The organism is Pseudoalteromonas umbrosa, from assembly GCF_030125375.1.
Lineage (GTDB): Bacteria > Pseudomonadota > Gammaproteobacteria > Enterobacterales > Alteromonadaceae > Pseudoalteromonas > Pseudoalteromonas umbrosa.
In genome coordinates, this window is sequence record NZ_JASJUU010000004.1 from 436,694 (window position 1) to 454,190 (window position 17,497).

General features: G+C 42.3%; 3 protein-coding genes (1 of these 3 only partly in view). All 3 read left to right on the forward strand.

The window, feature by feature from the left end; genetic code table 11:
- Nucleotides 1-10,251 carry the 3' portion of a non-ribosomal peptide synthase/polyketide synthase gene (locus QNM16_RS16675; protein WP_284021554.1) on the forward strand. The gene continues 9,915 nt to the left of window position 1, outside the view, so the window shows 10,251 of its 20,166 coding nt (coding positions 9,916-20,166); its start codon lies off the left edge, out of view; the stop codon is at nt 10,249-10,251.
- A gap of 82 nt (nt 10,252-10,333) precedes the next feature.
- On the forward strand, nt 10,334-11,689 hold the full coding sequence (locus tag QNM16_RS16680) for a hypothetical protein (protein ID WP_284021555.1): 1,356 nt from the start codon (nt 10,334-10,336) through the stop codon (nt 11,687-11,689).
- A gap of 13 nt (nt 11,690-11,702) precedes the next feature.
- Nucleotides 11,703-17,483: a non-ribosomal peptide synthetase gene (locus QNM16_RS16685; protein WP_284021556.1), complete on the forward strand. Its 5,781-nt coding sequence runs from the start codon at nt 11,703-11,705 to the stop codon at nt 17,481-17,483.
- Nucleotides 17,484-17,497 lie beyond the last annotated feature (14 nt).

Sequence of the window (17,497 nt, forward strand, 5' to 3'; positions counted from 1 at the left end):
GATAGGTCACTACGTCATGTCTTTAGGTTAAATGAACAAGAGACGGAGCAACTTACACAGCTGGCTAAAGAGTCTCAGACTACGGTAAATGTGATACTTCAGGGCGCTTGGTCTTTACTATTATCGCGCTACAGTGGAGAGTCACAAGTGGTGTTTGGTGCGACGACATCAGGCCGCCCTGCAGAGTTGAGCGGTGTTGAACAAATGGTAGGCTTGTTTATAAACAGCGTGCCAGTGGTTGTTGAAACACATACGCACAGTTGTGTAAGTGATTGGCTGAAAGAGTTACACACAGCGCAAGCTCAGAGAGATCAGCATAGTTATATTCCGCTGGCAGAAATTCAAGGCCAGTCCCATCAAAATTTGTTTGATAGTTTAGTTATTTTTGAAAACTACCCTGTTAATGAGGCGATAGGCGACCATTTGAATGAAGCGGGTGTTGAGGTTGAAAACATTTCATTCAATGAGGGGTCAAATTACAGCTTAAATGTTGTTGCGCAGTTGCATGGTGTTCTCAGTGTGGTTATCGAATCGAATAACAGCCAGTTCAATGATACACAAATCGCATTGTTATCAGATACTTTGAAGGACATAATCTTAGGGCTGGCAACTAATCACAAAGCAAAATTAACAGATATAAATTACCTGAATGAGAAAAAGCAGCAGGAATTGCTTACTGTATCAGCTGGAGTGTCTACAAGTCATAGCGAGATAGAATCGATTGTGGATGCATTCGTTGCTCGTGCGCAGGCTGTACCAAACGCAGTAGCGTTGGAGTATAAAGATGTGCAAATGAGTTACGCTCAGTTGGATAAGCTTTCCGATAGACTGGCGTTAAACTTAATTGACAGTGGGGTGCAAGCAAATACATTGGTTGCCATTGCTGCGCATCGCTCAATTGAATTAATCGTATCCATGTTAGCAACATTAAAAGTAGGTGCAGGGTATGTGCCGTTGGACCCTGAATATCCTCAAGAGCGCATCCAGTTTATGTTGAAGGACACTGAGGCAGAGCATATTCTTGTGGACAGTAGCGGTGCATCTGTTAATGAGCTGGCTATGGGCCTGCAAGTGCATGATGTAGATGTTGAGAAGCTGCAAGCGCAGTGCCAAACACAAGGTGGTGCTTCGCGGGCGCTTTCAATTCCTAAGGATGATATCGCTTATGTGATGTATACATCTGGTTCTACAGGTAAGCCTAAGGGCGTAATGGTGAGCCACGCTAATGTATTGCGGTCGACAATCACAGATCCGTTAATAGAAATTGATGAGCAAAGCTGTGTGGCCTATTGTGCTAACCCTTCGTTTGACGCCTCAACATGGGAGATCTGGAGTACGCTGCTTAATGGGGGAAGGTTGTTACTGGTGGCTCATGAAGAGCTACTCGATGCGCAGTTATTTGGTAAGCGTCTACAAGACAGCGGAGCGAGTATTGTACAGCTCACTGCCGGTTTATTTAAACAATATGCGCCTATGTTAGGTGACACATTTTCTAGGCTAAATTATCTTCTAATTGGGGGAGATAAAGTTGATGTTGCAGTCGCAAAACAGGTTGTCGAGACATGTAAGCCAAAGCACTTTATACATACCTATGGCCCAACTGAAACGGTTGCATTTATCACTCAGTACGAAATTAATGAAACCACTATTGCCAATGGAGTGATCCCGATTGGTAGACCGATGGCTAATAGCCAAGCATATGTCTTAGATGAAGCTCAGCGACTGCTGCCTATGGGCGCAGTAGGTGAATTGTATCTAGGTGGTGATGGTGTTGCACTGGGTTATCTAAATAGAGAAGATTTAACCGCACAGCGTTTCATAGAAAACCCATTTGGAGCAGGTCGACTTTACCGTACAGGGGACTTAGCTCGCTATTTATGCGATGGGAATATTGAATTCTTGGGCCGTCAAGATGAACAAGTTAAAATCCGAGGTTTTCGTATTGAGCTGGGTGAAATTGAGCATGCTTTATCACAGTCAGAAAGTGTGGCTAGCTGTGTTGTCATTGCACAAAACTATGAGCAAGGCAAACGCTTAGTTGGCTATATTGAAGGGGCTCAAGAGCAAGACTTAGACCCAGAACAACTGCGTGAGGAATTGCGAAAGACTCTGCCAGAGCATATGCTGCCAAGCTTATTAATTGAAGTACAGAGCTGGCCATTAACGCCTAATGGCAAAGTGGACAGAAAAGCACTACCAAAACCCGAAGATGGTGTGTTGAGTGGTGCTTATGCTGCGCCGCAAGGTAGTGTTGAAATACAACTACAAGCTTTGTGGTCTGAGCTGCTTCAATTACCTGACTCTCAAGTGAGCGTGACAGCCAATTTCTTTGAACTTGGTGGTGATTCAATTTTGTCAATTCAGATGGTCTCTCGGGCTGCAAAGCAGGGGCTACATTTTAGTGTTAAAGCTTTATTTGATGCTCCGACAATTAGAATGCTGGCAAAAGAAGTTAAAACGAATCGTTTAATTGATGCACCTCAAGGGCCTATTGAAGGAGAGATTATTCTTTTACCTGTACAGCACGAGTTGCTTGCAGATAAGACGGATTGGCACCATGTAAATCAAGCTGTTATGTTAGAAACGCCAGCTACTTTTGATAGTACAGGTTTATCAAAAATGGTTGAAGCTCTGTATAAAAGGCACGATGCACTGCGTTTACAGTTTAATGAGCATGCAGGAAAATGGCGAGGCAAGCATAGATCATTAGAGCCTGCACTCGTAAGTTCAGCCATTGATATTCGAGAAAAGCCAGAACTTGGATGGTCTGCACTGAGCAAAGAAGCTAGTGAGATTCAGGCGAGTTTACAGCCGCAAGCTGGTGAATTGGTCAAGGTTGTTTACTGGGCAGGCGACGCGTCTGAAACAGGCCGCTTACTGATAGTTGTCCATCACCTTGCTATTGACGGTGTCTCTTGGCGTATCTTGCTCGATGATCTCAGTGAGCTGTATGCACAGTGGCAGTCAGGAGCAACTCTGAGCTTGCCTGAAAAGACATCATCCTATCAACAATGGGGTGAATATTTGCAAGAGTATGCACATAGTGATGCCTTATCGGAAGAACTTAGATACTGGCAAACAGTGGTTGAAACGCCAAGTGTAAATTTAGTTGAGGTTCAAGCGAAACAAGGCGTGCATGTTGTGCCTGAACTTGATAAGCCAGTTAGTGCGCAGTTCAAACTTGATGAGAAGCTAACTCAGCAGCTACTCTCGAGTTGTCAAAATAGTTATAGAACACAAATAAATGAGACACTCCTTGCGAGTTTATTGTTGGCTGTATCTCGTTGGAGTGGTGAAACATCTTTACGCATTGATCTTGAAAGCCATGGTCGGGAAGCTTTGACTGATACACTGGACTTAAGTCAAACAGTTGGTTGGTTTACCAGTACTTTCCCATTGCATTTGTCTATGGCTAAGGACTCTGATCTCGGAAAATTGATCAATGGTGTGAAAACCGCATATCGTCAACTGCCAAATAAAGGGATTGGATACGGCCTACTAAAAGAGATCGTACATGACCCTGTCTTAGAAAAAGCACAGGCAGCTCCTATTTTGTTCAATTATCTTGGTCAGTTTGATCAGGTTATTAACGAAAGCTCAACCTTTGGTATCGCGAGTGAGGGAGTTGGCCGCTCAGTGAGTATTCACCGACAACCTAGTCACGGTTTAACCGTAAATGGACTTGTTGCACAAGGGTGCCTTGAGTTTGAATTGACAGGGGATAGTACAAGCTATCATCCTGATACATTGAGAGATTTGTCTACTGCTTTTAAAGATGCATTAGAAGATATCATTATGCATTGCTTGGCAATTGAAAATGGTGAATATGCTGCCGTAGATTTTCCTCTTAGTCAGCTGACAGACGAAGAGGTAACTAACTGGTGTCAAGGGCTTCAAGTGGCAGATATGTATCCTGCAACAGGTTCACAGCAAGGCTTATTATTTCACAGCATGCTGGATCGAGGAAGTTATGTCACTCAGACTCTTGTGGCATTTAAAGAATTAGATGTGGAAAGGTTTAAGCAAGCTTGGGCTCTTGTGATTGCACGCCACGATACTTTTAAAACAGGGTTCGTTGGTATCGATTCAGGACGAATGCATCAGCGTGTTTTAACATCAGTAGAACCGCTGTGGCAAGAGTTTAACTGGCGAGAAGACAGTGTGGTACAACGAGAAGCTGCATTGTCTGCATTTTTGAAAGAAGATAAAGCGCGTGGCTTTGATATGAGCACCGCGCCACTTATCCGATTTAGTTTGTTTGATTGTGGTGATGATGGGTACCAATGGCTGTGGTCACACCATCATGCATTGATGGATGGTTGGTGTTTGCCACTTGTTTTCTCAGAAGTAACAGAGTGTTACAGAGCGTTAGGCGCATCACAAACGCCTCAGTTAGCACCCGTGGCACGTTATGCCGGATATATTGAATGGCTGGCTAAGCAGGATAAAGCGCAGAGCTTAGCGTATTGGCATACAGTTTTATCTGACGTCAGAGGTGCAACATCCTTGCCTTTAGTGACAGGGAGTAAGCAGCCAATTAAAGCAGGTGAATCGATTTTACAAGTTTTCAAACTTTCTGAAGCGCAAACTGCAGGCTTGGTGAAGTTAGCAAAAGAAACACAAACAACGGTGAATGTGATATTACAAGGGGCTTGGTCTTTGCTGCTGTCTCGTTATAGTGGTGAATCTCAGGTGGTATTTGGGGCAACGACTTCAGGACGACCTGCTGAACTAGACGGAGTTGAGCAAATGCTTGGTCTGTTTATTAACAGTGTACCTGTTGTTGTCGATACACAGTTGCACAATCAGGTGGGTGATTGGCTAAAAGCATTACACATAGCGCAAGCAGAGCGTGAGCAACATAGTTATATTCCGCTGGCAGAGATTCAAAGTCAGTCGCAGCAAAATCTATTCGATAGCATAGTGGTATTCGAAAATTACCCTGTTAATGAAGCGATTGGAGAGCATTTAAATGAAGCTGGGTTGGATTTGCTCAATGTCTCTACATTTGAAGATTCTAATTTTGCGATAAATATTGTCGCGCATCTCACGCGTGAGTTGAGTGTAGAGTTTTTGATTCAAGATCTCAGGTATACAGAGCAGTTATCAGCGCAGTTTGTAAAGGGGCTTGAGTTGTTATTGCAGGATCTTTCGAATTGTAACCAAGATACTTTGCTCAGCGAGTTATCCTGCTTAGATAAGACGACTGAAGCAGAACTCATCGCCGTTGGTGCGGGAGAGACAAATCTTATGGAGCCATCTGACAACTTTATCGATAGGCTCTATGAACAAGCTGCCCTTGCCGCGGATCAAAATGCAGTGTCTTTCAACCAGCAACAGCTAAGTTATGCACAGCTCAATGCGCTAACTAATCGCTTTGCAAACTGCTTAGAAGACTTAGGGGTAGAAAAAGGCACTAAAGTGGGCGTTTATTTAGAACGCTCGTTAGAAATGATGGTGTCTATTATCAGTATTGCTAAGTTAGGTGCTGTATTTGTTGCGCTTGATGTGAATCAGCCTCAACAGCGGTTGGAAGCAATAGTCAATGATTCTGATATGGAATTTATCATCTTAATGGGAGAGCATATTGAGAATGTGCCGCTGTCAGGCGTAGATATCATCGTTGCTGACGACCTATTGTCATCACAAGTCGATGACGGCTATTGCGGCGAGATGCTATTTGACTATGAAGAAGAAGACCTGGAAACTGAGTTTATTCCTAGTGATATTGCGTACATTCTTTATACCTCAGGCTCTACAGGCACACCTAAAGGAGTACAAATCACACAGCTCGGTTTAGTCAACTATTTAGAGCATGCAGCAGCGCACTATATACACTCAGGTGTAACAGGGTCTGTCGTGAGCACATCAATTTGCTTTGATGCAACCATTACCTCACTATTTACACCGCTAATATGTGGTTTGAATGTTGAACTGTTGGTTGAGGGCGAGGCAATGTACCCAGTGCTTGCTGAGCGCTTGATGGAAAACAGTAGTGCCTTATTGTTTAAAGTGACACCTGCGCATTTAAAAGTGTTAGAGAGTTATGTTGAGCAAAAGGAGAGTGAACTACAGCACCAGATAGTGATTGGTGGAGAGCAATTGTATGTGCAGTCTCTTTATAATTGGGTTGATAAACTCTTGCCAAAAGCGACGTTTATTAACGAATATGGTCCGACAGAAACTGTAGTTGGTTGTTCAACCTTCTCAGTGACGGGTGTTGATGCATTGAACCAATGTCCCGCAGGTGTTGTGCCCATTGGTTTACCAATTCAAAATACCAAGTTGTTAGGGTTAGATAAAAACCAAAGACTAGCGCCAAAAGGTGCTATTTCAGAGCTTTATATTGGGGGCAGTGGTGTTGCTCTTGGTTATTTAAACCGGGATGAACTCAATGAAGAGAAGTTTGTGACCTTACAAACGGTAGCTGGCACAGAGCGCTTCTATAGAACAGGTGACCTAGTTAAATGGGACTGTAATGGCGATTTAGAGTATGTGTCTCGTATCGATGATCAAACGAAGGTGAATGGCTATCGCATTGAATTAGGGGAAATACAACAAGCTGTGGAAGCCCACGCTGAGGTAGAGAGCTCATTTATAACCACGCAACTCAATGAAGCTGGTAATACTCATATTGTTGCGTATGTAAAGACCACAGAAAAAAGTGTGATTGAAAGTCTCAACTTGCGGGAGTATTTGGCAAGTCGAGTACCAGAGTATATGCTGCCAAGTCATTATATTGCAGTACAGAAGTGGCCTTTAACAGCAAATGGAAAGCTAGATCATAAGCGTCTACCTACGGTGGAAGGGCAGCTGAATGACTCTTCATTTATAGCGCCACAGAGTCAGGTTGAAATTAAAATCAGCGACATTTGGCAAGAAGTATTGGAGCGTCCAGAAATTAGCGTGAATGATCACTTCTTTAACATTGGAGGTGATTCTATCCGCGCGCTTGGGGTTGTTGGCAAGTCTCGTAAAGAAAAGCTTGATATATCGCTTAAAGATTTATACGACAATCCAACGATTAGACAGTTAGCTAATTGGTTAGAAGAAAATAACTTGCTAGACGCGCAGGAGTTTGAGGTGGCCCCATTCGCTCTACTGAATGATGCGGAAAAGGAGAACCTTGATTTAGACTTGCTTGACGATGCTTTCCCGCAAACTCGACTTCAGCAGGGGATGTTGTTCCACTCTATGCAAGGGCAAATCGATGGCATGTACCACGATATATCGAGTATTAATGTTGAGCTGATGTGGCATCAAAGCTGTTTTGAAGCTGCACTAAGTGAGTTGACTGCACGTCATGAAAACCTGCGAGGCGTATTCAATTTTGCGGGTGATAGACCTTTAGTAGAGATTAGGAAGCGTATTGATTTACCACTAATAATTAATACGGTTACTGTTGACGAAGAACAACAAAAAGACGCAATGAAGGCTTGGATAAAACAAGAAAAAGTAAAATCTTTTGACTTGTCCTTACCTCTTTGGAAAGTGAGTATTCAAGTATTTTCTGAGCAGGCATTTTGTGTGCACTTAAGCTTCCATCACGCGCTGCTTGATGGTTGGAGTCGAGCTTCATTGGAGACCGAATTATTTGAGCTTTATACCGCAAAGCTTGCTGATAAAGCGGTCGTAGAGGCTGCGCAAAGTTTACCTTATCGTTACTATGTAGACCTAGAACAAAAAGCGCTGCAGTCAAATGAAGCAAAAGAGTTTTGGCAAACAGCATTAGATGGTTATCAGCTTCCATGGTGGGGAGCTAAAGCCGGAGGTGGTGCTTTGTACACAGTACCTGTTGAACTGAGCGGTAGGCAAAGTAATACATTATTGCAGCTGTCTAATAAGCTTCAGGTACAGCAAAAGTCAGTACTTTTGGCATTACATACCGTAATATTAGGTTTGCTAGACGACAGTACTAAGGTGTTAACATCACATGTATTTAACGGTCGTCCAGAGCTACTTGGCAGTGACAAAACATTGGGCTTGTTTTTAAATGCATTGCCACTGGCTGTTGATTTTTCTGGGTTAACTTGGGAGGAGTTGATCGTAAAGATTGATGACATTTCTAAACAGTCATCAGAGCATCGTTATTTTCCAGTTACTGAAATACAAAGGCTTACAGGCTTGAATTTGTCTGGTTCTTTGTTTAATTATGTCGACTTTCATGTATATGACAAAGTTGATGCACAGGGCCAGAAAATTGAAAGAGATGGCTTTGAGCGCAATAACTATCTGCTACAAACGGCCTTTGAGAAATCTGAAGGCGGGCAAATATCAATGTCTGTGTTACTTGATTCGGCTGTATTCGAACAAAGCGTGTATGGTGGTTTATCTGATAAGTTATCCAATATAATGAAACAGTTGGTAGAACAGCCACAATCACATATCTCCGATATATTGTTGGCACTATCTCCAGAGCCTGTGCACACTCACTTTGGTAAATCTGAAAGTGATCTGTTAGAGTTAGTTTATAAAGTGGCGGATGAACGCGGATCAGCCATTGCTGTTCAAGATGCTAAGCAGCATATCAGCTACAACGAGTTAGTTAAGAGAGTTGATCTACTCAGTACTCATTTAGTGGATAATCATGTGTCACTTGGTGAACACGTTATTATATCGACAGAACGTAACATTGATATGGTTGTCTCTGTACTTGCTGTGATGAGAGTAGGGGCGACTTTTGTGCCTATTGATAGCAGTTTGCCTGATGTTAGATGCCAACATATTGTTGCAGCCACTAATGCCAAAGTTGCGCTGGTTAGCTCAGCTAATGTTGAGCGGGTTGAGCAAGAGTGGCAGATGCAGTCTATTAATTTGGACAGTGTGAATTGGGCTGATTCGGTTGGTACCTGTCATAATCTACATTTTGACAGCCATGATATTGCCTATATCATGTTTACTTCTGGGTCAACAGGTGTGCCTAAAGGTGTTGAGATCAGCCGAGGAGCATTAACTGAGCACGTATTATCAGCTGGCTATAGACTTGCAGACCTTGACCAAAACACCAAATGGTTAGCGGTCACGACTCTATCGTTTGATATTGCGATGTTAGAGTTATTTGCCCCATTACTAGCCGGTGGTCAAATTGTTGTGGCTGATGAGTTTGCAAAACGTGACCCTCTGAACTTAATACGCATTATAGAGTCACATAAGATAAATATAATGCAGGCAACTCCAGCGACATGGAGAGCGCTCCTTGATATGGGTTGGCAAGCAAAAGAGCCATTTACTGCACTATGTGGTGGTGAAGCGCTCAGTGTTCAATTAGGTAAAGCGCTGGTGGACAGCGTGACTCAAGTATGGAACTGCTTTGGCCCAACTGAAGCAACCATATGGTCAATGCTTGGTGCTGTGACACAAGATGCACTAACGGGAACCAAGTTGGCCTTAAGTGGAACCTTGAATGGGTATCAGCATGCTGTATTGGGAGCTCATGGCGGCTTACTACCCGAAGGTGTACCGGGAGAGCTACTGATATCTGGTAATAGTCTAGCGACAGGGTATTTAAAAAATGAAGCCTTGTCTGCAGAGCGCTTCATATATATTGAGCAAACCGGTGGCATTCAAACTCGTTGGTACAGAACGGGTGATAAAGTGCGTCAAACAGGGCGTGATGAATATGAGTTCTTGGGCCGATTAGATCATCAGGTGAAAGTGAATGGTCATCGAATTGAATTAAAAGAAATTGAGTATTATGCCAACAATATTATTGGTGTGAGCGATGCAGTTGCAAATGTGATACAGGGTGATGATGGCATAGCTCGGATTTTCTTGTACGTTATTTCCAGCGATGAGTCAGTAGACTTTGCAGAACAGGTGAAGTGGGAATTGTCTAAATCAGTTCCACAATATATGCAGCCTGCGGCTGTGGTGTTATCTGATGCATTTCCACTCAATGCAAATGGCAAAGTCGACCTTAAGCAGCTGATTGTGCCTGATGTTAAAGTACAGAGCACTTTGGTGAAAGCTGAGAATGAGATTGAAAAGGATGTGTTACGTATTTGGGCCACAGTCCTTAGCCTTGAAGAAGATGCATTTGGTGTTCTTGATAACTTCTTTGAGTTGGGCGGCCACTCGTTAAATGTGGTTCAAGTGATAACAAAAATAAAAGCAAAATTTGATGTAGAGTTAGATTATAGGAAGTTCATGGAAGCCAGTAATGTAAGAGGGATCGCGCAAGTCATTCAGTTGAATAGGACGCTATCAAACATTACAGCAGATGAACAAAAGCAAGATACGCTTTCGCTGTGATCTACATAGGAGTTTATATAAAGTGATGAGTAGTTCTATTATCAAAAACTCTAGAGTGACTTCTGAGTTACAAGGGAAGCTAATGACCTTTCTTGAAAGGTCAGAGAGGGCAAGAAATGAAAAAATTGACACTGACTCTGAAAATGTCAGTGCAATTATGCGGGGTTATAAATACCCCATTGCTCCTTGGCCTATTATCATTTCAAAAGGCGCTGTAAAAGAGTACACGGAAGTTGTACAGAAGCTGCCTGAGATTTTTTATGCGGCCCTAGATAATTACTTCGGTGATAATACTCATACAGCCGCAGAGTATTTTGGGATAAGTGAGTATAGCTATGAGTTATTTAGAAACTTAAATATACCAGCTGATGGTTTTATGATCCGTCATGATTTTGTGTATCACAACGATGTCATTAAACTGATAGAGACTAACGTAGGCTCAACTATTGGCGGTTGGCAGCACGATTGGTTTATTGACTCAGTATTGAAGCAGTTTGATAAGTATGAGCAAATTAGTTCATTAAACTTAACGCGACCTAATACATTCAGAGCTTTTTTTGAGGCCCTTGTTTATCAAGTACTAAAGACCAAACCAGATAGAAGTGAAATAACAATTGTGATCCCATGCCTTGCTGGGTTGGGACGTGAGGAAACCATTGAAGCTGTGTCCGAGTTTTGTGCATTCGATAAAGAGCCTGCTTTTAAAAACTTTCATGTCAACTTTGATGTGATCCATGAGACTAATGAAATCCAATTTAATAGAGACAACTATGTATTTGTAAATGGAAAAGAGGTGGATGCCTTATTGTTCACTATTAGCTCAGGGTTCTCTAGTCAGCTGTCGACTCAAATATATAACGCGACAGCAGATAACAAGTTGGTATTTATGGATGGTTTATGCCGCAGTGTATTTGGTAATAAAGCCATGTACGCTTTATTGCATGAACCAATAGTTTTAAATGCCCTCAGTGAGTATGAGCGAGATTTTATTAAGAAGTATGTGCCTTGGACCTTTAGGCTTACACATGACGACATTACACATAAGTCGCAAGTATGGGCACGCACTGAAATACTAAAACAAAATAAAAATAAGTTTTTAATTAAAAATGTTCATTCTAGCCAAGGTGAAGATATTTTTATTGGAGAACAAGTTGATCAAGCGCAATGGGACGCGGCGGTAGACAGTGCTGCGGAAGAAGCTTCTTGGATTGCGCAGCAGTATTGTACCCCAGACACAATTGAGTCTTGCAATACCCAAGGAGAGTTGAAGCGATTTGATATGGTATGGGGGATCTTTGATTTAGCTGGATCTTATCAAGGCGCATTTGTGAGGGGGAGTGAAGTGGCCGATAGTTTAGGTGTAATTAACTCTTCAAAAGGTGCTCTGGAGTTCTTCGTGTTTGAAGAAGAAGAAAAATTAGAAAGAATTAGTTTATAAAGAGAGATTGATTTTGAATACTGACCTAATATTTGCTCAGTGTGAGGCTGAGGGGATCAGCTTAAAGGTAAACGGTGATCTACTCGATGTGAGTTTTGACTTACCACCTTCACAACAGCTTATCTCAATGCTGAAAGAGCACAAACAACAAATAATAAATGTACTAAAGCAGTATGAGAGCAGCGGGCAAACACAGCAACAGATAACCAAGATAGATCGAACAGAAGATTTATACCCTGTTCATAATGCCCAGAAACGCATGTGGTTAATAGATAAAATAGAGAATGGCTCTGCTAATTACAACATGCCAATTGCGATAGAAATTAATGGCAAATTTGATGTCGTAGCAGCTTCTAATGCGTTAAATGATATTGTCGCAAGACATGAAATATTGAGAAGTAATTTTATTGAAAAAGATGAAGATGTTTTTCTATCAATTACGGACGCACGTCACGTCAACATTGAACTTTATGAGCGCTTTGGACAAGATAAAAACACCATAGATAGCTTAGTTAGTGCGTTATTTTCCGTGCAATTTGATTTGGCTAAGGATATGTTGCTCAAAGCCAGTTATATTTTGACAGGCGAAGATAATCAAGAACAAGGCATTTTGGTGTTTGTTATGCACCATATCATCTCAGATGCTTGGTCGATGAATGTGCTTACGCAAGAATTCACGACTCTCTATCAACATTATGCTTCTGGTGAGCAGGATCAAGCGGCCCCGTTACCTAGCGTTGATATTCAGTATTTGGATTACATCAACTGGTATCGTCAGAGTATGGATGGTGATAAAGCTAAAAAGCAGCTGCAATATTGGTTAGCACAGCTTGCTAATGCACCAACAACACATTCCCTACCGCTTGATTATGTTCGAAATAATCAAAGGCAAGTTATTGGCAAAGAGAGTGTATTCCAACTTGATGGCAGTATCGCTCATGGCTTAAAACAGCTATCACAAGACAAAAACATGACCGTTTTTATGTTAGTTCATGCGGCGCTGGCTTTAGTTGTCTCTAAATTCTCTGGTCACTCAGATATCGTTATTGGTGCGCCAATTGCGAATCGCTTAAATGATAATACTGAGCAATTAATTGGTTTATTTGTTAATACACTAGCACTTAGAACTAATACAGAGTTTGCACAGATAGATAGCTACCTTGAACATGTTAAATCGGTCAATATTGATGGTATGTCTAATCAGGATGTGCAATTCGATCAAGTGCTAGACTATTGCAAAGTTAAGAGAAATGAGGCGACATCTCCGTTATTCCAGATTGTTTTGTCAGTTAATACCCTAACGCAGCAAGGCTTAGAGTTACCGGACATAGAGTTAGCGCCTTGGTCATCAGATGTGAAAGTGGCTAAATTCGATTTAGATCTTACTGTCGATGTCAGTGATAAAGGTGTAAATGTCAATTGGCTGTATAATGCTGCTATTTTCTCACAATCGACTATTGCGTTGTTCCAAGATGCGTTAGCAACCGTTTTACAGCAAATGTCGAACTATCGTAATGATGCTCCGCTTTCAGAGCTTTATACATCGAATACTAATGCACTGATTGAAAAGCAACAAAGTAAGCAAGTAACCTCGCTGGAAGGCAAAAGCATTGTCAGTACTTTCCAACAGCAAGTGCTTAAAAACCCTAATGCCACTGCTTTAGAATTTGGAGCTGAGTTTTATTCGTACCAAGAGCTGGATCAATTGTCAGATAGGCTGGCACTAAATCTACAAGAAAGTGGCGTAACAGAAGGTACTTTAGTGGCAATTGCAGCCGTGCGCTCTTGCGAGTTAATTGTTGCAATGCTGGCTACTCTCAAAGTAGGAGCAGGTTATGTGCCATTGGACCCTGAGTATCCTCAAGAGCGACTTGAGTTTATGCTAAAGGATGCTAATGCACAGCATATTTTAGTGGATGATGTTAACGCTTTACCAAAAGTGCTAACAGCAGATACCACGCTGCATGAAATAGAGCTTTGGCAACTGGAAGAACAGATTCAATCGCAAGGGTTAGCAGCGCTGCAAAGTACCGTTACGCCAGGAGAGGTTGCTTATGTAATGTATACCTCGGGATCAACCGGTATGCCCAAAGGTGTCATGGTGAGCCATGGTAATGTGCTGCGCAGTACAGTAACAGATCCTTTAATTAATATCACAGATCAAAGTTGTGTTGCGTATTGCGCGAACCCTTCATTCGATGCTTCAACTTGGGAAATTTGGGCAACTTTGCTCAATGGTGCGAGGTTATTAATTGTCGCACAAGATGAATTGCTGGATGCACAACAATTTAAAGCTAGGCTGCAATTTAGTGGTGCCAGCATTGTTCAATTAACAGCAGGTTTGTTTAAGCAATATGCTTCAGTACTCACAGAGACTTTTGCTGGCCTAGACTACTTACTCGTTGGTGGTGATAAAATTGATGTTGCGGTTGCAGAGCAGGTTGTCGAAACGTGTAAGCCAAAGCATTTTATTCATACGTATGGCCCAACAGAAACTGTGGCGTTTATTACTCAGCATGAAATTACCAAAGAAAGTATTGCCAAGGGAAACATTCCAATTGGTAAGCCTATGGCAAATAGCCAAGCCTACATCCTAGATAAGGAACAGAATGTATTGCCTTTTGGGGCTGTAGGAGAGTTATACCTAGGTGGTGATGGTGTCGCATTAGGTTATTTAAATAGAGAGGAGCTGACCGCACAGCAGTTTATTGATAATCCATTCGGCGCGGGTCGTCTTTATCGAACAGGTGACTTAGCACGCTATCATGCTGATGGGAATATTGAATTTTTAGGACGATACGATGAGCAGGTCAAGATCCGAGGTTTCCGTATTGAGTTAGGTGAAATTGAGCATGCCTTATCGAAGTCCGTAAGTGTGGCAAGCAGTGTTGCGGTCGTTCAAGAGCATGATCAGGGCAAACGATTAATTGGTTATGTTGAGGCCGCTGTTGGCCATAAAATAGATGTTGAGCAGCTGCGAGGAGAGCTAAGAGAGCATTTGCCAGAGCATATGCAACCTAGTCTATTAGTTGAAGTGCAGAGCTGGCCATTAACACCAAATGGTAAAGTTGATAGAAAGTCACTTCCGATACCAGAGTCAGGTGTGCTCAGTGGTGCCTATGTAGAACCTGAAAGTGAGGTAGAAACTCAGCTGCAATTACTTTGGTCAGATTTGTTACAGCTACCCGTTTCCCAGGTCAGTGTGACTGCAAGCTTTTTTGAACTGGGTGGCGATTCTATTTTATCGATTCAGCTGGTTTCTCGTGCTGCGAAGCAAGGTATTCATTTTAGTGTTAAAAATCTATTTGATGCTCCAACGATCAGGCTTTTGTCAAAAGAAGTAAAAACAGGGCGTTTGCTTGATGCACCTCAAGGGAGTATTGATGGAGATATTGTGCTGTTGCCAGTGCAGCAGGGGCTACTATCAGATAAAACAGATTGGCATCATGTCAACCAAGCTGTGATGCTTGAAACACCGGCGTCTTTTGATAGTGCTTGCTTAATTGAGATGATAACGGCGTTGTATAAACGACACGATGCTTTGCGCTTACAATTTTCAGATAAAACGGGCAGCTGGATTGGGACGCATAGAGCTTTAGACCAAGCGCTAATTGAGTCTGCTGTTGACGTCAGAACTAAACCTGCAGGTGGCTGGGAAGCGCTAACAGAAGAAGCGAATTTAATCCAAACTAGTTTGAAACCCGAAGATGGTGAAATCGTAAAGGCCACTTATTGGTCTGGTGATGAGTCTGAACGAGGCCGTTTATTGATGGTAATACATCACCTAGCGGTTGATGGTGTTTCATGGCGTATATTATTAGACGATTTGAGCGTGCTGTATGAACAATGGCTGACGGGTAAACCTCTTAGCTTGTCAGAAAAAACATCTTCATATCAGCAGTGGGGTAGATTTTTAAAAGCGTATGCATCGAGTGATGACTTGGCTAAAGAACATCAATATTGGCTGGAGCAAGCGGATAATAATGTTGATACATTAAGGTTACAAGAGCACAATGCTTCATTGCATCAAGCAGTGCCTGCGCAATCCATTGAATACATATTCAAGTTAAGCAAAGAAATGACAAGCGCCTTGCTGACAACTTGTCAAAAGGCATTTGATGCACAAATGAATGAGTTATTATTGGCTGCGCTGGCAGGAGGTATGCGCAAAAGCGGTGTGCAGCAGTTTAGGGTTGATATGGAAGGCCATGGTAGGGAGCCTATTGCAGAAGGGTTGGATATAAGCCAAACGGTTGGTTGGTTCTCTAGTTCTTATCCTATGTTACTTAATTTATGTGGCGCGCAAGATAGTTTCACTATGATTGAGCAAGTGAAAAAAGATTATCGCCGTATACCTAACAAAGGGATTGGTTTCTCTGTATTGAAACAATATGCCGACATGCCAGCTATTTCTGCAGTTGAAGCATCTGAAATTTGCTTTAACTATCTAGGTCAGTTTGATGCCGCACAGTCAGATTCTTCCTTATTTACCTTTGCGTCAGAGTCTTCGGGCGTTAATCAGAGCACCAATAGAAAGCGTTTATATCCTCTGAGTTTTAAAGCACTTATTCATCATGGCGAGTTAGAGTGCTCTTTGAGCTATTGTGAGTCAGAGTACAGTAAAGAACTTATTGCTGAGATGATGCGAGAGGTGTCGGAGTACTTAAACGCATTCGCTGAAATCGCCTTAAGTCAGCATTTGGGTCAAGATGAAAAGCGCAGGCCGAGCACGAAAGTAGAAAATATGGTTATCGCATTGCTGGCTGATATAACAGGTCTTCAAGACAGTACGTTTGAACTGGATCAGCCAATCCTTAATATGCTTGGAGATGAGTCATTAATGTTCACATTACTGAATCGACTGAGTAGACAAGGCTATAGTGGGGTTGGGCTTGATACATTTAAAACCCACTTTAGTATCGAGCTACTCGCACAGCACTTAGGGGCGATTGGAAAAACAGAAACTGGCAGTGCGCGTTCGCTAGTGAATCTTAATAAATGGTCTAATGCAACGCCTTTATATATGCTGCATCCGTTCTCTGGCCGAGTTAACTGTTACCATCAACTGGCGACTGAGGTCAGCGAAGTTGCACAGGTTATAGGTATCCAAGCGCCCTACATTTACGACCATGAACTGAGGTTCGAGAATATTGGTGAACTTGCCAGTTATTACGTTGAAGCAATTAAAGCGCATCAGCCTACAGGTCCTTACCGGTTAGGTGGCTGGTCTGCAGGTGCTCAGGTTGCTTATTATGTTGCATATGAACTGCTCAAAGGTGGTGATGAGGTTGAATATTTAGTTATGCTTGATCCAATGCTGCCTCAAAGTGAGCCTCTCACTAGCGTGTCTGAGTTCATGAAGTATTTAGCAGCTTTTGCGGGTGTGACACTGCAAAATATAGATGCGGGTATCGATGATAATGCGCTGCAAGGTGCATCAAAAGAGCAAGTTATTGCATCTGTTGCTGACGTTATACTGAGTGCAAATGTGCCAGGACTAGACAGCATTGATAGAATCAAAACTATGTTATATGCAGGACTTGACTATCGAGAGGCATATCGCCCGCAGGTATCGCTCGGAAGTGACATCAAAACACAACTGGTTGTTGCCAGCACAAGGGATGATATCGAGCAGTACCAGCAGCAGTGGCAAACTATTTTAGAGCACAACCTTGAGACAGTTGTTATACAAGGGGAGCATGAAGAGTTACTCACAAATACCACTAGCTTTGATGCGTTTAAATCTTTGTTAAGCGAAGATTTAAAATCGCTTGATAAGCAAAATGCATGTTAATCACTGTCATTCAT